The sequence below is a fragment of the Brachyspira suanatina genome (assembly GCF_001049755.1).
Lineage (GTDB): Bacteria > Spirochaetota > Brachyspiria > Brachyspirales > Brachyspiraceae > Brachyspira > Brachyspira suanatina.
Window position 1 is genome coordinate 667205 of the sequence record NZ_CVLB01000001.1, and the last position, 20854, is coordinate 688058.

A 20854-nucleotide genomic window follows, 5' to 3' on the forward strand; every position below is an offset into this window, starting at 1 on the left:
AAAAAATAGATATTATTTATTTTTTTAATATTTGATTTTTTTAATTTTTTGTTATAATATATATGCATTCAATTTTTAGACTTTATATATTCACTTTAATACTTTTATATATTTTATCTTTAACCGTAAAGAATTTTAAATTAATTAAACGAAGGAGTTTATTATGGCAGAAAAACAAATACTTAATTTTGAAGCCGAAACTAAACAAATATTAAATTTAATGGTGCATTCTATATACACTCATAAAGAAATATTTTTAAGAGAGCTTATATCAAATGCAAGCGATGCATTGGATAAAGCAAGATTTGAATCTATAACAAATACAGATAAATACACTGATATAGATAATTTAAGAATAAAAATAGAAGTAGATGAGCAGAATAGAACATTAATTATAAAAGATAACGGAATCGGTATGACAAGAGAGGACGTTATTAATAATATAGGTTCTATAGCAAGAAGCGGAACTAAAGCATTTTTGGAAAGAATACAAAAGGATAAAGAAGCATCAAAAGAAAGCGGAATAGATTTAATAGGACAATTCGGAGTAGGATTTTATTCTGCATTTATGGTTGCTGATGATATTGTAATAGAAACAAAACATGTTGATAGTGAAAAAGGCGTTCGTTGGGAGAGTAATGGAGATGGTTCTTATTCTATAGAAGATATTGATAGACAAGACAGAGGAACTACTATTACATTAAAATTAAAAGGAAAAGATGAAAAATTAGAAGAAGATGGTTTTGTTGATGATGATTACTGCAACAGATACACTTTAGAGAGTTTAATACATAAATATTCAAACTATGTTCATTATCCTATAGTTATGGATATGCCTATACCTAAAAAGGACGAAAAAGAAGTTCAGCAGTATGAAGAAAAAACTATTAACTCTATGATTAGTATTTGGCAGAAGTCAAAAAGCGATGTTAAGCCTGAAGAGTATAATGAGTTTTATAAAGAGCATTTCCATGATTATGCTGAACCTTTTGAAGTTATACATACAAAGGCTGAAGGTACTATAGAATATACAGCACTTTTATTCATACCTTCAAGAGCTCCTTTCAATTTCCTACATCCAGATTTTGAAAGAGGATTAGAACTTTATTCAAGAAATGTATTTATAATGAGCAAGTGTAAAGATTTGCTTCCTGAATATTTAAAATTTGTTAGAGGTTTGGTTGATTCTCCTGATTTCTCACTTAATATTTCAAGAGAGATTTTACAGCATAGCACTCAATTAAAAAGAATAGCTTCTAATGTTGAAAAGAAAATTTTAGATGCTTTAGAAAATATACTTAAAAATGACAGAAAGAGATATGAGAAATTCTTTAAAGAATTCGGCGAATCTATAAAAATAGGTATATATTCAGATTTCAGCAAAAAAGATAAATTAGCTAATCTTTTATTATTCCAATCTTCAAATACAGCTGATGATGAATATACAACATTAGCAGAATACAAGTCAAGAATGAAAGAAGGTCAGGAGTTTATATATTATGCTGCTGCTAAGGATAAATCTGCTATAGAAAAACTTCCTCATATGGAAGGTATGAAAGATAAAGGATATGAGGTTCTTTATTTCACTGATAGAGTAGATGAATTTATGATTACTATGATGAAAGAGTTTGACGGTACTAAACTTCATTCTATACTTCAGGCTGATAATAATGATTCTGAAAACAAAGATGAAAATAAAGAATCTGCTAATAAAGAAATACTCAATGCTATAAAAGATGTATTAGGTGCAGATAGAGTTGCTGAGGTAAGAGAAACTAACAGACTTAAAGAAAGTGTTGTATGTTTATCTAATAAAGAAGATTCTATCAGCTTTAATATGGCTAAAGTTCTTGCTGAAACAGGCAATAATATGTTTGGAATGAAGCCTGAAAGAGTATTAGAGATTAATACTTCTCATGATGTTTTCAAAGCTATGGAAAAAGAATATCAGGCTAATAAAGTTTCAGAAACATTTAAAGAATATAGTGAACTTCTTTATGATGAGGCTTGTATACTTGAAGGACTTCCTCTTGAAGATCCTAAATTATTTGCAAGCAGAATGAGTAAATTAATGCTTAAATAATTATTGTTGATATAGTTTAATTAACATAATAACGATAAAAAATTATTAAAAGGGCTGTATTAAAAATGCAGTCCTTTTTTATTTAAATTTTTATACCTAAATAAAACTTGGTGGCATGCTTTTATTAGTAAATTAAAAAATAAATGAAGTTTAAAATATGTATAGAAAGCATAAAAATCTATAGGGCGGGGAATGTATTTCTATTAAAAAACAAATTAGATTAAAATATAACATATTTTTTTATCTATATTTATTTTTAGTCATCAAATTTCTGTCCTAAGAGCTGGCCATTGCTTGCATCTATATAAAGCTCCATCATATTATTGAGTTTTACTTCATATAGATTCCATTTCTTTTTTATTTTTGTTATTACTGTATTAGGATAAGTTTTTGAAACAGTATTTGCTACAGGCTGAGGCAGTATATTTGAAGGTAATGCCGTGTAATTTCCATCTATTTCTTTTAATTCTCCGTTTCTAAAGAATTCCATTTCAACACCATTATCCAATGCGATTTCATATTTTTTTCTATCCATTTCGGCATACATTATAGAAGAATTTGGAAAGAAAGTATTTATAAATTGCAGTATATTATTTGGAAGCTGATTAGGTGCTATATACATATCATCAGCATATACAGTAATCACTGCAATAAGAAATAAAAGTATTGTTTTTTTTATCATATATCACCTTCAAATTAATTTGGTACTTTTTGTCCTATTAGCATTCCTGCAAAATCTATGAATATATTTATACAATTATCTAAACTTATTACATACATATTCCATATTTCCTTTATATTTTATAGTTGAGACATCAGGATTTATTTTCTTTACAATATTTAATGCTTTCTTATATATGAAAATCATAGGTATAGGCTATGATTTTCTTCTTACCTCCTTCCAATATCTGTTTAGATCATAATTTATTACTATATCATCATTAAATATCACTTCATAAAATTCGCTTATTTTATATATATTTATTATTGTAATTAAAATAGTCATTGATAAAATTAACTGAGTTTTTAGGAAGTACTCATTGTATGAAAATAAAGACATATAAATAAGAATAAATAATAATACTATTGTTTTGTTCATTTTACATAATTTAATACTATATTGTAAATATAACAAAAATTTTATAAATATCAATAAAAATAATTAATTAAAAAAATGAAAATTAACTAGAAATTAATGTAAAATGGTATAAAATATTAACAGGTATAATTTGTTAATGGAATGTTATATGATAGTAGATTTAAAAAAATATTCTTTAATAGATTGGCAGCAAATAAAAACTAATATTGACAGTATAAAAGATATGCAGTTGGATATTATTGTTATTAATGAAGACGGTATATTGAGTGTCATACCTTATGAAAAGATAGAAGATGTTTTGTTTCCGCTTGACGGATCAGAATATATGAGTAAATCTTCAATTTATATAGATAAATCATTAATTTCAATAATAGGAAAACAATTAACTATAGATTTAAATAAACAGCATGCAGATATACATGATATTAATATTTTTTATTCATTATATAAAAACTGCAAATTTGAAATAGATAAAGAATATTATAATAATCATTTTAATGAATTAATATCAATAAGAAATATAGAAAGAATAGATTATTTAAAAGAATTATTTAATAAATTAAAATTATTTACAACTCAGAATAAAATAGATTTAGAATTAGCAAAATTAATAGGAAATATTTTAACAGATATAGGTATAATAGAAAGATTAAATTTAATATATCATTTGAATTATATAAAACAGAATAATATATCTGACTTGAAAAATTATCAAAATGTTAAAAAAGATGATCTTCTTTTTGCTGATATTATAGGTACTATAGTTAATATATTGGAGAAAGAATATAGTGATATATCTATATTCAGTAATATTTCTTCATTTGCAGATGATAATGTAATATGTCATAGCAATAGAGTATTTGTTATGATGGTTGAGTTTTTATATTATTATAATGAGGAAATATCAAGAGGTGTGGCTTCTAAATTAAGGGTAGATTATAAAAAGAAATATTATTCATATTATAATGAAATAGGAAAAAAATATCATTTACTTACTAAGGCTGATAGAATAGAGGATATATCAAAAGTAGGATTTAGAAAAATAGAACAAAATGAAATAAAATATTATGCAAGAGCGGCTTTTTGGCATGATATAGCACTTGTTGATATACTTCCTAATATTCCTATTGTTAGTAATAATGAAGGAGATAATCATGCAGTATTAGGCTTTAATTTACTTAAATACTGTATGGCGCAGAATGAATATACATATGCTACAGTAGGACTTCATCATGAATATTATGGACATGGATATGGTATATTTACAAATATGTATAATAAGCAGTTTGCAAATAAGACTTATAATAATATAGAAAATATATTAACTTATGATTCAAATGATATTGAGAATTTAACTGCATTATCATATTTTCCTGCTAAAGCATTAGAAATAGTTGATTCTTATGATAGTTTATATACCAATATTTCTAAGAATAGCAGAGGAAATATAGCTAATGAAGTCATATCTTATATGTATGAAAACTTTTTGGGATATGATATAAAGATTGATCCTATAATTTTTTATATATTTATTAAATATTTAGAAAATGCCAGGGGAGCTTATATATTTGATTGTCCTTTATAATTAAATATTTATTATATACTTGACAATTTATAAAAATCTTATATCCTAATAGTAATGTTTTTTTGTTTTAGGGAAAGTAATTGTTAAAAAAAGATATTAATCAAGAGTATAAGGGACCTGTTAGCGTATATTTAAAGCAAATAGGTGAAATAAGAAGACTCACTAAAGAAGAAGAACTTGATTTATGGCAGCGCCTTGAAGTTTGCCGGGAGAATAGAGCAGCATTAGAAAATAATAATGATGAAGAGTCTTTAAAAAAAATAGAAGAGATAGATAAAGAAATAGATTCCATACAGCATAAGCTCGTAAAATCTAATTTAAGACTTGTTATAAGTATAGCAAAAAGATATTATAATAGCGGAGTACCTTTTATCGATATCATAGATGAAGGAAATATAGGACTTATAGAGGCTGTTAAAAGATTTGAATATAAAAAAGGATTCAAATTTTCTACTTATGGTGTTTGGTGGATAAAGCAGAGCATAGTTAAAGAAATATCAAGCAAAAGACATATCATAAGATTCCCTATGCATATAGCAAGGCTTATAAAAAAGAGTATACAAACATCAAAAACACTTACTCAGAAATTAGGCAGAGAACCTACTATAGATGAAATATCTAAAGAAATGAAAATAGACAGAAAGACTTTATCTTATATTATGATATTTACTCAGGATACTGCCAGTGTTGACTCTTTTTTCAGAAATTCAGATAATAATGATATGACTTCTATAATAGAAGATAAAAATTTCCCTTCACCTCATCAAAAGGCATTTATGGATAGTTTGAGAGATACTTTAACAGAAGCTCTTAAATGTTTAGATGAAAAAGAGAGAACAGTTATAATATCAAGATATGGTTTATATGGAAAAGAGGCTAAAACTCTTGAAGATACTGGAAAAGAATTAAATATTACCAGAGAAAGAGTAAGACAAATTCAGATAAAAGCTATAAAGAAACTTGCAGGACTTAATTTATCTAAAGAATTAAAAAGCTTCTTATGGGATTAAATAATTTTCATTTTATAATTATATTTTTTTATTAAACAATTTATATTTTTACCGAAAAATTAATATCATAAAATATAATCATGGATGGGAATTTATGTCTAACGAAATGAAAGCAAAATTAAAACCTATAATTATAATAGTAATATTACTTGTAATTTTAGTTGCAGGTTTCTTTATTACTAAGAGCATATTGAGCAGCAATAATATACCTATTTTAGATTTTGGTGCAGCCAATACAAATGATATGCCTGAAGATACTTTGACAACAGATGATATATTCGGTGAGGATATAACTCCTGAAGAAAAAGATTTCTTAGCTACAAATAACACCATATTAACAGATAATAATACAAACACTAAATCAACAAATAAAGATTCTTCTATAAATCTTACAGATAATGGGTTATATGAGGCAGGAAATAATCTTGATATACCAGATATAAAACCTCCTGTTTCTAAACCAAATAATAGCAGTTCAGCTTATACTTATAATACTGATAATACAGTTTTAGTAACAAGTTCTAATACTCTTAGACCTAATGATAATATTATGAATACAATGTCTTCTATAGAAACAAATGTTAGAATAAGTTCATTTATCATCAATTATAATGACAGATTCATTGCTACTAGAACTAACCCTGTTTTAATAACTTTAGCGGTAAAATCTCCTGCTGAAGGAAAATATGCTAAAATAAGAGTATATGCTAGAAGAGTAGATAATAATTATAATATATTAAGCAGAGATTTAGTATTCTATTTGCCTAAAATATATGTATTGGACGGACAGGCACAGACACAATTCTACTTTGCAGGAAGAACTTCTGCAGGCGGAAAGTACTTGCCTAAAGGAAGATACTTATTATATGCCGAAGCAGAAATTACAGATGCTAACGGCAGATCAGTTGGAAAAACAGGAAGATATCCTGTTCCTCAATGGAATTATGTTGTAACATTACAGTAAAAAATATTTTGCTGTGATGCCTAAAACTCCCTAGATATTTTTATAATACTGGGGAGTTTTTATTTTATTATAGATTTTTTAATTTCATATAAATAATAGGAAAATTATTTCCTAGATCATCGTATTCATTTCTTTTATAATCTTCAAAACCTATATGCTTATAAAAATTGTATGCATTTGTATTTTGTTCATTGACTGATACTTCTTCTATATCATAATTGTAAATAGCATATTGTATTAATTTTCTGCCTATGCCATTTCCTATAACTTCAGGATCTAAAAAAAGCATTTCTAATTTTTTATTTTCTGTGCCCATAAACCCTACAATATTATCTTCTATTTCAGCAATTATTAAATGCTTTATATCTATTAAATATTTTTTAATGTATTTGGATATATTTATAATATCATCTTCTTTAAGAAATAAATGAGTTGCTCTTACAGATTTTTCCCATATTATATAAAGTTTATCTATTAATTCATCATCTCTATTTTTTGCTTCATATATTGTCATAATATAAAAGTCCTAATAAAAAGTTTTAATAAAAAATTCTAATAAAAAAATATCTATGCAAATTAATTAAATTAACTTACATAGATAAAATATTTTTTAATTATAACTTATTTTTTGTTATTGGAAATTCTTTTCTATTAATTTTTCATAAGTACCATTTGTCATTATTTGAGAAAGTCCTGCATTAATTTTTTCTAAAAGAGCTGTATCTTCTTTTCTTAATGCAATTGCATAATTTTCTACTATAGCATCACTTTCTATTAATTTTATATCATCATTATATTTAGCAAAATTTTTGCAAGGTTCTTTATCAAATACAATAGCAGCGATTTTCTTTTCTTTTAATGCTAGTACAGCAGCAGCACCTGTATCAAATTTTTCATTATTTACTTCTTTGTTTTCTGTCATTATAGTATCGCCTGTTGTACCTATAACCACACCTATATTTTTGCCTGCTAAATCATCAAATGTTTTTATAGTATCATCATCTTTATGAACTAGCATAACTTGGCTTGAAACATAATAAGGTTCTGAAAAATTAACAAACTGTTTTCTTTCTTCAGTAACAGTCATACCTGCTATTATAGCATCTATTTTTTTAGCCTGAAGTGCTGGTAAAAGTCCTTTAAACTGCATATGTGTGAACTCTACATTCAAACCAGATAATTTTGCGACTTCGCTCATTATATCATAATCAAAACCGCCTATTTTTCCATCACTGTCTAAATATCCAAAAGGCGGAAAGTCAACATCTATTCCAACATATATTTTTTTATTTTCAGTTTCTGTTGTTTTTGCTGAATTACCGCATGATACAATGAGCATTGAAGAAATAATCATTATTAATGTTAGTATTTTTTTCATTTTTACCCTCTTTATAAAAGAATTTATAACTATTAATAGTATTACTATGTAATATAATACTACTAACTAATATAAAAGTCAAGAATAAAAATCATAAAATATAGTTATCATAATATTGATATAATGATTATTTAATTATATAATAAAAAAATGAAAGTTAACATATTTACAGATAATTTAAATACTAAAATATACGGTAAAAATACTTTATTATTTGAATCATTAGAAAGTACAAATAAAAAAATGATAGAAGATTTAAATAATAAAGTAAAGTTAGAAGAGGGTAGTGTATATATAGCATTGCTTCAGACATCAGGAAAGGGCAGCTATGGTAATAAATGGGAATCAAACAATAATTTAGGATTATGGTTTAGTGTTTTAGTTTATTCACCATATAAAAAAGAGGCTTTAAGTTTTTTGCCTGGCATAGCATTGAGTAAATGCTTGAGAGAAAAATATAATGTTGATGCTCATGTAAAATGGCCTAATGATGTTTTGGTTGGAAGTAAAAAGATATCGGGAACTCTTATACAAGTTACTCCTTTTGAAAATGTAAATGCATGCGTTATAGGGACTGGTGTTAATTTATATCAAAGCAAAGAAGATTTTGATTTAAGTATAAGAAATAAGGCTACTTCATTATATATTGAAACAGGAAACAAAGTAGAATTAAGTAATTTTTATAAAGATTTAATTTATTATTTTGAAGAAGTTTATACAGGAAGTACGAAATTATCAGAATATTTTAAAGAGTATAGTAAAATGATAGGAAAAACTATAAAAGCTATAAAAGATAATACTGAAATATATGCTGATGTAAAAGGAATAACAGAAGAAGGATATTTACAAGTTGAAGTTAATGGAAAAGATGAGACTTGGATATCCAGAGCTTCTTTAGATATAGATACAAGCTATTAAAAATTAATAAATGGAAGGAAATTATGAGAAAACCAATACCATACAAGAAACCAGAAGAAAAAAAACATGTGAATAAAAAGAGTATATTTTTGCTTATCATATTTGAATTAATTATTATAGTGCTTTCGATAGTTACTACAGCTATAATATCATTATTATTTGGTATAAATCCTTATATAAGTGCTGGAATAAGTGCTGCTATACTTGTAGTATTTAGTGTATTTGTGGCAAAGGAATTTTTACTTAGTATTAATAAGTGATAAAAAGGAGTAATAAAAATACCTACCATATAATAAATGGGGTTTATTATGGTAGGCTTTTTAAGAAAACATATGATAAAAAATAAAAACAATCTACAATGTATAGTATACTATATATAATTTTTGTCAATATAAATTTTTAAAATATTAAAAAAATAAATAATATAAATTTAAAAAATATGGAGTTTTATTTTACATATAATACAAATAAATAGCATGTTATATAGTTATTATAGCATGTTATATAATCATAGAGTTATTTCTTTTTTATTGCTTATTTTAAAGAATATAATAAGCGATATAATAGTTGTAAATGTAAGTATTGTAGAAAGTGCGGCTGCTGTTCCGTAACTTGCCCTTATAACTTCCTGATAAATAGCCACAGACATAGTTCTTGATTTTGTTGTATAAAGTATAACAGATGAGCTTAATTCATTAATAACAGTTATCCAGCTTAATATGGCTCCGGATAATACGCCTGAAAGCATTAATTTTGCTGTTATATAAAAGAAAGTTTTCATTTCTGAAGCTCCTAAACTTATAGATGCTTCATCTACATTCTTATCTATTTGATAAAGTATTGCAGAGCTTGATCTTAAAGTGTAGGGGAGTCTTCTTATTACCAATGATATAACAATAATTATAGAACTTCCTGTTAATATTATAGGAGGCTTATTGAATGCAGTTAAAAATGTTATTCCAAGTACAGATCCTGGTATTATATATGGAAACATTGATACTATATCTATTATATTGGTTAATATATTTTTTCTTCTGATTGTTATATATGCAGTGAGCATTCCTACAAGTATTATTATTGCTATTGTTATTATTCCATATACGTATGTATTTTTTATTGAAGATGCCAAAGAACGAAATATTGTTTCATAGCTTTCAAGAGAAAAATTACTAGTAAAAACGGATCGGTTTGTCTTTAAAAATGAAGTGTATATTACTGTAATTTGAGGAAGTATAGAAATCAAAACTAAAATATATATTATACTATGAATTAGTATAGATTTTATACCTTTTATATCTTTTGATTTTATGCTGTTCATTGAATTCATAGCATAAGATCTTTTATTTACAATATATTTTTGTGAAATAAACATTATAGTTGTAATTATTACCATTATAACAGACATTGAAGCAGAAAAGTTTGCATTGCTTCCTACTTCGCTTATGAACTCCGAGTATATCATAGTAGGCATAGTTCTGTATCCTTCACCTATAAGCATAGGAGTACCGAAATCAGCCAAAGCATTCATAAATACAATGAGTCCTGCTGAAACTATAGTGGGCTTTATTAATGGTATAGTTACTGTCATATTTCTCATAAAGCTTGAAGCACCCAAATTCTCAGAAGCCTCTAAAAGTATATTATCTATTTTACCCAAAGCTCCATAAACATACATAAATATAAATGGGTATAATTTCAAAGAAAAAACTAAAAGTATTCCATCAAAACCATATATAGTTGGTATGCTAATACCTATATATGAAAAAAATCTAGTAATAACTCCGTTTCTTCCAAGAAGAAGTATCCATGAATAGGCACCTATAAATGCTGGAGACATCATAGATATTATTATGAGAATTTCTATGATTCTTTTACCTTTAAGATTGTACATCTTCATACAGTATGCCAAAGGTGTTCCAATTAATACAGCAAGAATAGTTACAGAAGTTGTTACTATAAAACTATTTATTAAAGTGCTGTAATAATACTTTTTGGTAAAGAATCTTATAAAATTATTTAACGTCCAGGCATCTGTTTTTATATCTTTAAAACTGCTTAAAAATAATGAGAACAATGGATAAACTAAAAATAAAGCAAAAATAAATGTTATTATTATAGTAATATATGTCCAAAAGTCCATTCTTTTTAATATAGTTTTTATTATATTTTTCATAATTATTTTCTCTTTTCACTGCTGATAATTATATCTATTTTATCAGCAGGATTTTAGTAAGAAAATATATAGATATTTTAAATACCTGTAACTATATTTTTAAATCTTTCAAGCCAAGCCTCTTTATTTTTATCAACCATTTCTTCATCTTCTTTTATATCATTTATATTTTCAAGAGGCATAAGTATTTGAGAGCCTTCTAAATTTTTTATTATTGTTCTTGTGAATAATTCATCATTAATAATTTTTTGGGCATCATAGCTTGTTACAAAATCTACAAACTTTTTAGCATTTTCTAAGTTTTTAGCGCCTTTTATTATAGCCATAGAATGTGCTTTAGTTAGTACGCCCTCTTTCATATATATAACATCTATAGGAGAACCTGTATGTATATAGTTTGCAGCTGCACTTTCAAATGTAAGCCCTACAGCATATTCATTATCAGCAACACCTTTATATACTGCAGAAGAACTGCTTAAAAGTTTTCCGTCTAAATTAGCATATAATTTTTCTACATAATCCCAGCCATTTTCAGGATTTCCATTACCCATAGCATAAAGCATATTAACTAACTGTTCAAAAGATGATGATGAAGTAGTAGGATCATTAAAAGCTATTTGTCCTTTTAAAGCAGGATTAAGTAAATCAGCGTATCCTTCTACTTTTATATCTTTTATTAAATTTGTATTTATTATTAATACGCTTGGACTAAGCATAAAGCCTGTTATGTATTTTTCTTTACTTCTATAATCCTCGTATATATTGTCATAATTTGTTGTAACGTATTCTTGAAAAAGCTCTGAGTTGTATTTCAATATATTTTCATTAGCAGCAAAAAATATATCCCCTAAAGGATCATTTTTTTCAGCTTCTATTCTTTTTATTATTTCAGCAGTACCAGCTATAATAATTTCTACATTTATGTCCGGATTTTTTTTACCAAATTCTTCTACAAGTCTATCAATAAAAAATCTAGTTGCAGGAGTGTATATTACTAAACTATTTATATTCTCTTCTTCTTTTTTATTAGAACATGAAAGAATTGATGTTACTATCAATAAAGATACTAAAAATAATTTAATGGTATTTTTCATAATTTTTATCCTCGTTTTTATTTTTTATAATTTATCTGTAATTATATTTTTAAATTTTTCTAGCCAACTTTCTTGATTTTCTTTTACAAAATTATCTATATATTCTAATTCTTCATTTGAAGTTATAGCATTGATATCCTTTATATCAACTAATATAGGAGAAGCTCCTAAATCTTTTCTTACAGCTCTTGCATTAAGTTCGTCATTCATTTTCTTTTGAGTATCAAAGCTAGTCATATAATCCAAAAACTTTTTAGCATTTTCCATATTTTTAGCATTTTTGATTATATATATACCGGCAGGCTCCATTATCACGCCTTCTTTCATATATACTAATTTCACAGGAGATCCAGAAGCAGCATAATTGGCAGCAGCATTCTCAAATGTAAGTCCCACAGTATATTCATTATCAGCAACACCTTTATATACAGCAGAAGAACCTGTGAGTAATTTTCCGTCTAAATTGTCGCATAATTTATCAATATATTCCCAGCCTTTATTAATATCATCTTTTCCCATTGTATATAATATAGTAACTAAATGCTTAAAAGATGATGAAGATGTAGATGGATCATTGAATGCTATTTTTCCTTTTAATTGTTCATTAGTTAAATCAGAATAGCCTTCTATATTTATGTCGCCTACAAGATTTGTATTAACTATTAATACGCTTGGGCTAATCATAAATCTAGTCATTGTACCTTCTACATTTTTATAGCTGTCTAATATTTCATTTTCATTTGTTGTTGTATAATTTTCAAATAAATCCTGATTATTCTTTACCAGATTAATATTGGCAGCCATTAAAACATCGCATAAAGGATCATTTTTTTCTGTTTCTATTCTTTTTATCAATTCACCTGTTCCTGCGATTATTACTTCAACTTCTATATTTGGATTTTTACTTTTGAAATCTTCTATTAATGGATCAATAAAATCTCTTGATGATGGTGAGTATATTACTAATGATGAAGGTTTTGATGTATTTTCATTTTTGCTGCATGAAAATAGCATTATAGAAATTATTAAAATTACAATTATTCTTGTAAAATTGCCAAAAAATCTCATAATTTTATCCCGCAATTAATTTTGCAATAAAATATATTATATTGTGTTTTTGTCAACAAAAAAATAAACTTTTTAGTACTATAAAGTGTAAATTAGTGCAAAAAAGTTTACATAATAAAAAAATGCTAATAAAAGTTATCATAATATCGATAATTATGTTAACACTTTAACATTAGGATTATAATACATAATATGAAAAGCAAAATAGCTGAAAAAGCGTATACTCTCATAAAGAAAAAGAAATATAAAAAAGCAAAAGAGATGCTTCTTAATAATAAAGTTAGGATGTCGCACGATGCAGAAGCTCTTGCTATGCTTTCTTTTGCTGATATATTTTTAAAAGATTTCTATGGTGCTGAAGAAGTTTCAAGAAAAGCACTTAGAGAGGATAGTTTTTGCTTTAATGCTATGCTTGCAAAGGCCTATGTTAGTTTGCATAATGGACACAGAGAAAATGCTTTAAGAGAGTATTTTAGAATATTAGATTTAGATCCTGAAAATAAAGTCGCTAAAGACAATATAGAAAGAATAAGATTTTTAACTAATAATGCTAGGGGCGATGAGATTAATCCAAGAGCATATTTACTAGGCAAGAAAAAATTATCAATGTCTAGATTTTTGGTGCTTATACCTATAGCATTCATACTCACATTTTTATCATACATAACAATAGACAGAGTTTATCCTAAAATAAGATATGTACTTCTTGATAAAGAGCAAAAAGAATTAAGAGAAAAGCTTGAGAATGTATACTTATTTGAAGGCTTGGAAGATGGCAAGATTCCAGAGAGTGCCAAGAGTCCCACATACTCACCGCGTGAAGTAGCAGAGATGTTTGACAAGGCTAAAAACAATATGAGAAGTGCATCTGTTAATGAAGCTGTCATGATAATTAACGGTGCATTGAAAAGCGACATAAACGAATATTTAAAAGAGAGATTCAGAGTGCTTAAACAATTTGTAATAGCACCAGACTATAATATTTTTAGAGAGAGTCCTAACTATCTTACAGTAGTTGAAAATTATGACTTGTACAATGGCGGATATGTGAAATGGAAAGCCGATGTAAACACTGTAAGTCAAACCAATATAGACGGCATACCAAAGAAAAGAGCAAGACTTTTGATTTATGATACAGCCGACAAGAACATTGCAGGCGTTGCTGATTTAATAGTGAATGTTACTGTAACATTAGAGCCTAAAAACTATATAGAAGTGTACGGCAAGATTTTGGGCTATGATGCTAAGCAGAAATCAATACAGCTTGAAGGTCAGATTATAAAGCATTTGCCTAAGAAGAAATAAAAATTAAAATCCTAAATATATTATGTAAACTTTACGATATATTAAAATACTTTATTAATAAAGGTATTTAAATGTTATCTAATATGTTACAAAATATTATACAATCTGAAATAGGAAGAAAAACTATTGAAAAAATTGAAATACCTATTTCTATTACTAAAAATATAAAAAATACTTTAAGACCATATCAGCTAAATAGTTTACAATATTTTATAGCATATTTAAATGAATATGATAATAATAAAAATAAGCATTTAATGTTTAATATGGCTACTGGAAGCGGTAAAACATTAATAATGGCTTCTTTGATACTTTATTTATATGAAAAAGGATATAGAAATTTTTTATTTTTTGTAAATTCTGTAAATATCATAGATAAAACGAGAGAAAATTTTTTTAATATATCAAGTAATAAATATCTTTTTAATAATGAAATTATAATTGATAATAAAAATGTTGAAATAAAAGAAGTTAATAATTTTGATTATTCAGATGAATATAATATAAATATATTTGTAACTTCTATACAATATTTACATAATTTATTAAGAGAAAATAAAGAAAATGCTTTTGATATAACAAATTTACAGGATAAAAAAATTGTTATATTAGCAGATGAAGCACATCATTTTAATGCAGAAACTTCTAAAAATAAAATTCTTCAGAAAGGACTTTTTGAAGAAGAAAAATCAAATGAAAAAGAAATAATAAAAAATGATAGTTGGGAAAGTACTGTACAAACTATATTTCAATCTAACAAAGAAAATTTTTTATTTGAATTTACGGCTACTATAGATTATGAAAACAAATCTATAGTTGATAAATATTTGGATAAAACAATATTTAAATATGATTTATTAAAATTTAGACAAGATTTATATTCTAAAGAAATTGATATAATACAAAATGATGTTGATAAAAAATATTTAATGCTTGGTGCTGTTATACTTAGCGAATACAGAAGAGAAATTGCTTCAAATAATGGTGTAGATTTAAAACCAATAATTTTATTTAAAGCACATAAACTTATAAAAGAATCTCAAGCAAATCAGGAAATATTTAATGATTTAATTGATAATTTAAAAGAAAAAGATATTAATAAATTATACAAATCTAATATTAAAGAAAATGATAAAAAAAATATTATATATAAAGCTATAGAGTATTTTAAAAATAAATATGAAGATTTTGATATTTTTATAAGCAGAATAAAAGAGGCTTTTAAAATAGAATATCAATTGATAACTAATGAAAAAACTAAATCATCAGAAGAAAAGAATGATAAAGACAGTAAGGAAATGTCAAAACAAAATAAATTATTAAATACACTTGAGAATAAAGACAATCCCATAAGAGTTATTTTTAGTGTTAATAAATTAAATGAAGGCTGGGACGTTTTAAATTTATTTGATATAGTGAGATTATATGAAACAAGAGATGCTGATACAAAAAATAAAAAAGCAGGAAAAACTACAATAAGCGAGGCTCAATTAATAGGAAGAGGAGCAAGATATTATCCTTTAAAAATAGATTATTATAATGATGATGAAATATATAAAAGAAAATATGATAAAGATTTGGATAATGATAAAAGAATATTAGAAACCTTATATTATCATAGTATAAAAGACAGCAGATACATATCAGAATTAAGAACTGTATTAAGAGAGCATGGGCTTTTAGATGATGTATATTGCAGAGAAGAAGATTTTAAACTAAAAGAAAATGTAAAAAAATACGCTGATACAAATTTTATATTTTCTAATAGAAAAGAAGAAAAAGCTAGATTTTATAAAGAAGATAAAACGTTGGTAGGAAATAAAAAATCTTTTGCAGATATTAGAGCTGATCTTAATAAGTTTGAATTTCAATATTTTTGTAAAACTGGTTCAATAAAAATAGAGCATGCTATTAATGAAGAAAATAAAAATTTAACAGAAAGTGAAAAATTAAAAAACAGGGTAATAGAATCTTTGGGATGTCCTGAAGATATTGAATTTTATAAAATAAACAAATATATTAGGCTTTATGCTTGGTATAAAATGAATTACGGATTTGACAAACTTAAACAAAAATTCCCAGATTTAAAAAATATAGATGAATTATTTGATCATTTTAGTGATATAAAATTTAAATTTTTTAATTTGAATGATAAATATATAAATACAAATGATGAATATATTAACTTTCTTACAACAGACTTTTATCCGAAATTAATTAAAATAATAGATGAAAATTATAGTGAATATATAGGAACAAAAGAGTTTTACCCACAATTAATAAAAGATGTGTTCAGAGAAAAAAAGAAAAAAATATACGATGAGAAATTATGTGCTGATATGGAAAAGATAGAATATTATGCACAAAATATTTTATATGCTGACAGTAATTTAGAAATAGATTTTTCTACAAAACATATTAATGATGTTATAGAATATTTAAAAGAAAAAGGCTATAACAATATATATTTATTTAGAAATGACCAAGATTTGGCTATATATAATTTTGATAATGGAACAGCTTTTTATCCAGATTTTATTTTAATATGCGAATATAAAAAAGAACAAATTCATTATCAAGTATTTTTGGAACCAAAAGGAAATCATTTAGAATCTTCACCAGAAGAAAAAGCAAAACAAGATTTTTTGCTATCTATAAAAAATGATAGTACTTTAAATAAAGATATTTTTGAGCTTGATACAGATAAATATATTTTATTCGGTATGAGATTTTTTACTGATCAAATGGATATTCAAAAATGGAATGATGAATTGAAAAATGAGTTTAAAGGATAATTAAATGGAATATATACATAATTATTTAAAAAAGTTATTTAAGAAAAATAATAACTATATAGGAAAAGATGGGGATTTGTTAATATCAAAAATAGCTGAAGATGCAAGACTTTATAATTCAGAATTAATAAAATTTCTGCTTAATGATAAAAGATGCCAAGATTATTTTTTTGAAAAAATAGATGATGTAACTATTTTCAAATCAGAAGATTTCAGAATGTGTATAAATGATGCAAGATTTTTAGGAAATAGTTTTACAAAATACGGAAATAAAATAGGTTTGATAACTGATAAAAGTATTGTCAAAATAATGAATGAAGATTATGTGGTATTAAGTTATCCTTATAAAGACTGCACTCTTGACGGAGGAATGACAAAAACAGAGGCAAAAAGAACAAACAGAAAAGAAACGATGATAAATAATATTCTTTTCAAAGATGATATACATAAATTAAAAAGCCATAAAGCATTTAAAAATTTTAAAAAATATAGTTTTGAAAATGAAAAATTAAAAGAGCAAACACCTGAAGCTATAAAAGGCAATGAAAATATAATTATTAATGGTAATAACTTTGCAGCTTTATGCAGTTTGAAAGAAAAATTTGCTAGTAAAATAAAATTAATATATATAGACCCTCCATACAATACAGGAAGTGATACATTTTCTTATAATGATAATTTTAATCATAGTAGTTGGCTTGTATTTATGAAAGACAGACTGCAATTAGCTAGGGAATTATTAAGAGATGATGGGGCGATCTTTGTACAATGCGATGATAATGAGCAGGCCTATTTAAAAGTGTTAATGGACGAAATTTTTGGAAGAGATAATTATCTTAGAACTGTAAGTGTCAAAAAAAAACAATCTGCTGGTGTTGGTCAAGATGCTTTTATTTTAGATGTTGTTGAATTTATTTTAATATATTCAAAAAATAAAATAGACTTTCAATATTCAAAATATTATATAGATACAGAATTTGATGAAAAACAGATGGATAACTATAAAAATTATGTTGTTATAAAATCTAAAACTTTTTTAAAATCTTTTCTTGATAAAAATGATGATGAAATAGAATTATATAAACTTAATTATGAAATTAATACAGTTAAAAATAAAACTCATTCTGACTTTATAAAAAATTTTGAATTGCATTTTACTACTTATAATCCTCAAAGTACATTTGCTAAACGTATAATAAATTCAATTGATAACAATTTTTATATGGTGAAATATAAGCCATTAAGAGGTAAAAATAAAGGTAAACCAGTAGAAGTTTATTTTTATAAAAATAGAATAGTACAATTTTTGCATTCTATGGCTTATATAGAAAAAAATAATAAAATTATAAAAAAGCAAATTATAGATAATTTTTGGTCTGATATGTCATGGGATACAATAGGAAAGCAAGGAGGAATATTTTTTAACAATGGTAAAAAACCAGAAGCTTTAGTTAAGCGTATAATAGAAATGTCTACTAATGAAAATGATATTGTTCTTGATTTTTTTGCGGGTTCTGGCACTACTTTGGCTGTTGCTCATAAAATGAATAGGCGATATATAGGAGTTGAGCAGATACAAGAGCATTTTGATATTTGTGTTGAAAGGCTTAAAAAAGTTATTGAAGGTGAGAATTCTGGAATTTCTAAAAATGTTAATTGGCATGGCGGTGGAGAGTTTATTACTTTTGATATTGCTTCATATAATGCTGATTGGGATAAAAAAATTGAACAAATAAAAGATGATAAAGAGTTAAAAGAAATATTTGAAGATATGAAAAATAAATCTTTAATTAATCATAGGCTTCAAATAGATTATTTTGAGAATAAAAGTTTTGAAGATGATGAAGAATTTTTATCTTTAAAATTGGAAAGAAAAAAAGAAATTTTATTAGAACTGCTTGATAAAAATATGTTTTATGTACCTTTTTCTGAAATGAAAGATAAAACTTTTAAATTATCTGATGATGATATAAAATTATCTAAACAGTTTTATAAAAATTGATTGTAAAAATTACTCAAAAAAAGATAATTTTCTATTTGTGAATTTTTTATTATATAGTATAATATCTAAAGGACAAAGCTATATTTTAAAAGGAGTTTACAAATATGGTTACAGCTATTACGACGACTGATACAACTAATACGTATACTACGTCAATAGGCGGGGTAAATGTTACTGTCAGAAGCAATTTCTCTGACAAAACAGCTACTGTTGAAGTAGAGCCGAAAATCACGGGGGGTGCTTTAAATGTGCAAGGGTGATTTCCCCCTTATCGCATTTATATTATCGGTTCTTTAATTTAATAGTTTAATAAAAAAGTAGTTTTTTGTTCACTTATTAAAAGTAATGGAGTTGTTCGTGGGTGGCAGCTCCATTTTTTATGTGTTAAGAATAATTAATAATAGTTATTGATTGACGTTTTTTATTTTTTTCTGCATTGATATAGTGTTGCGCTCCCAAAATACACTATCTGTATAGCCCTGTATTTCTTTATTTTTTTCTGCATTTTCAATTCTTTTTTCAGCCCAAGCACAATATGTTTTATGCTGTTCTATCCCTGAATAATTTCTCCCTAATTTCTTAGCTACCACCGAAGTAGTACCGCTTCCCAAAAAAGGATCAAATATAAAATCATTGGCATTAGAGCTTGCTAATATCAATTTCGCTATTAACTTTTCAGGCTTCTGAGTAGGGTGAGCAGTGTTTTCTGACATAGACCAATAAGGAACGGATATATCGTCCCAAAAATTAGACGGACAGGTATCTCTAAAATTTCCGTCTTCTGTTTCTGTCCAATCTTTAGGCTTTCCCTCTATTCTGTATGGAGCTATTACCTTTCTCCTTATTTTTACATCATCTACATTAAAAGTGTATTTATTAGATAGGGTAGCAAACCATATATCTTCCATTCCATTCTTCCAATTATTTTTAGCCCCCCTGCCTTTCTCTCTCTGCCAAGTAATTCTGTTTTGTATGTTAAAATATTTTTCTAAAACATTGCCTATTACAAGACTAGACTTCCAATCACAGCATACATATATTGTGGCATCTTTTTTTAATATTGGAATAATGTCTTCCACCCATAGATGAGTATATTTTTCATAACTTAAATTATCTATGTCTTTGAATTTATATCCATGATAATTTTTGGATATATTATAAGGCGGATCAACTATCATTAAATCAGCTATATTTTTTTCTATTTTTTTTAATACATCAAAAGTATTGCCGTTTATAGTTTTATTTATAATATTTTCTTTTTTGTATTCTGTTATATTTTCATTGTCTATAATACATTTGTTTAGATATGATTTACCTTCTTCTGTATTTATATCAAAATCAATAGTTTTATTTTTGACTGATTTAACTTTAGTATTCATG

Annotated in this window: 17 protein-coding genes; 9 read left to right on the plus strand and 8 right to left on the minus strand. The window is 25.5% G+C overall.

Annotated features, from left to right (window positions below):
- Positions 1 to 163: 163 nt before the first annotated feature.
- Positions 164 to 2083, plus strand: a complete 1920-nt coding sequence (gene htpG / locus BRSU_RS03020) for a molecular chaperone HtpG (RefSeq protein ID WP_048593726.1) — start codon at positions 164 to 166, stop codon at positions 2081 to 2083.
- A 256-nt stretch (positions 2084 to 2339) separates the two neighbouring features.
- Here htpG and BRSU_RS03025 read toward each other — a convergent pair whose 3' ends face one another.
- A complete protein-coding gene (locus BRSU_RS03025) occupies positions 2340 to 2765 on the minus strand; it encodes a PepSY-like domain-containing protein (protein WP_048593727.1) in 426 nt (141 codons plus the stop codon).
- A 195-nt stretch (positions 2766 to 2960) separates the two neighbouring features.
- Complete coding sequence (locus tag BRSU_RS14775; protein WP_245158041.1) at positions 2961 to 3182, minus strand: hypothetical protein; 222 nt, start codon at positions 3180 to 3182, stop codon at positions 2961 to 2963.
- A 148-nt stretch (positions 3183 to 3330) separates the two neighbouring features.
- On the opposite strand from BRSU_RS14775, the gene BRSU_RS03035 reads away from it, so the two are divergent.
- From BRSU_RS03035 to BRSU_RS03045, 3 genes are all read left to right on the plus strand, one after another.
- The gene (locus BRSU_RS03035) at positions 3331 to 4767 is read left to right on the plus strand and encodes a hypothetical protein (RefSeq protein ID WP_048593728.1); all 1437 of its coding nucleotides are present in this window, start codon (positions 3331 to 3333) and stop codon (positions 4765 to 4767) included.
- 80 nt (positions 4768 to 4847) lie between these two features.
- Complete coding sequence (locus BRSU_RS03040) at positions 4848 to 5777, plus strand: sigma-70 family RNA polymerase sigma factor (RefSeq protein WP_048593729.1); 930 nt, start codon at positions 4848 to 4850, stop codon at positions 5775 to 5777.
- Positions 5778 to 5871: 94 nt separating this feature from the next.
- Positions 5872 to 6741: a hypothetical protein gene (locus tag BRSU_RS03045; RefSeq protein ID WP_048593730.1), complete on the plus strand. Its 870-nt coding sequence runs from the start codon at positions 5872 to 5874 to the stop codon at positions 6739 to 6741.
- A gap of 67 nt (positions 6742 to 6808) precedes the next feature.
- Here the strand turns inward: BRSU_RS03045 and BRSU_RS03050 are convergent, their stop codons facing one another.
- Positions 6809 to 7255 (minus strand): GNAT family N-acetyltransferase, encoded by a 447-nt coding sequence (locus BRSU_RS03050; RefSeq protein ID WP_048593731.1) that lies wholly within the window; start codon positions 7253 to 7255, stop codon positions 6809 to 6811.
- 117 nt (positions 7256 to 7372) lie between these two features.
- Complete coding sequence (locus tag BRSU_RS03055; RefSeq protein WP_048593732.1) at positions 7373 to 8119, minus strand: basic amino acid ABC transporter substrate-binding protein; 747 nt, start codon at positions 8117 to 8119, stop codon at positions 7373 to 7375.
- Between the two features lie 150 nt (positions 8120 to 8269).
- Between BRSU_RS03055 and BRSU_RS03060 the strand changes: the two genes are divergently transcribed.
- On the plus strand, positions 8270 to 9037 hold the full coding sequence (locus tag BRSU_RS03060; protein WP_048593733.1) for a biotin--[acetyl-CoA-carboxylase] ligase: 768 nt from the start codon (positions 8270 to 8272) through the stop codon (positions 9035 to 9037).
- A gap of 23 nt (positions 9038 to 9060) precedes the next feature.
- Positions 9061 to 9297: a hypothetical protein gene (locus BRSU_RS03065; RefSeq protein WP_048593734.1), complete on the plus strand. Its 237-nt coding sequence runs from the start codon at positions 9061 to 9063 to the stop codon at positions 9295 to 9297.
- Positions 9298 to 9545: 248 nt separating this feature from the next.
- Here BRSU_RS03065 and BRSU_RS03070 read toward each other — a convergent pair whose 3' ends face one another.
- From BRSU_RS03070 to BRSU_RS03080, 3 genes are all read right to left on the minus strand, one after another.
- Positions 9546 to 11210 (minus strand): ABC transporter permease, encoded by a 1665-nt coding sequence (locus BRSU_RS03070; RefSeq protein WP_048593735.1) that lies wholly within the window; start codon positions 11208 to 11210, stop codon positions 9546 to 9548.
- Positions 11211 to 11287: 77 nt separating this feature from the next.
- Positions 11288 to 12304, minus strand: coding sequence for an extracellular solute-binding protein (locus BRSU_RS03075; RefSeq protein ID WP_048593736.1), 1017 nt, complete (start codon positions 12302 to 12304; stop codon positions 11288 to 11290).
- 24 nt (positions 12305 to 12328) lie between these two features.
- A complete protein-coding gene (locus BRSU_RS03080; protein WP_048593737.1) occupies positions 12329 to 13372 on the minus strand; it encodes an ABC transporter substrate-binding protein in 1044 nt (347 codons plus the stop codon).
- A 192-nt stretch (positions 13373 to 13564) separates the two neighbouring features.
- On the opposite strand from BRSU_RS03080, the gene BRSU_RS03085 reads away from it, so the two are divergent.
- The 3 genes from BRSU_RS03085 (at position 13565) to BRSU_RS03095 (ending at position 19474) form a co-directional block, all read left to right on the plus strand.
- Positions 13565 to 14677, plus strand: coding sequence for a tetratricopeptide repeat protein (locus BRSU_RS03085; protein ID WP_048593738.1), 1113 nt, complete (start codon positions 13565 to 13567; stop codon positions 14675 to 14677).
- Positions 14678 to 14748: 71 nt separating this feature from the next.
- Entirely contained in the window at positions 14749 to 17472 is a 2724-nt protein-coding gene (locus BRSU_RS03090; RefSeq protein WP_048593739.1) for a DEAD/DEAH box helicase family protein, read from the plus strand.
- A 4-nt stretch (positions 17473 to 17476) separates the two neighbouring features.
- Positions 17477 to 19474, plus strand: a complete 1998-nt coding sequence (locus tag BRSU_RS03095; RefSeq protein ID WP_053082760.1) for a site-specific DNA-methyltransferase — start codon at positions 17477 to 17479, stop codon at positions 19472 to 19474.
- Positions 19475 to 19878: 404 nt separating this feature from the next.
- Here BRSU_RS03095 and BRSU_RS03100 read toward each other — a convergent pair whose 3' ends face one another.
- Positions 19879 to 20853, minus strand: a complete 975-nt coding sequence (locus tag BRSU_RS03100; protein ID WP_048593740.1) for a DNA-methyltransferase — start codon at positions 20851 to 20853, stop codon at positions 19879 to 19881.
- Position 20854 lies beyond the last annotated feature (1 nt).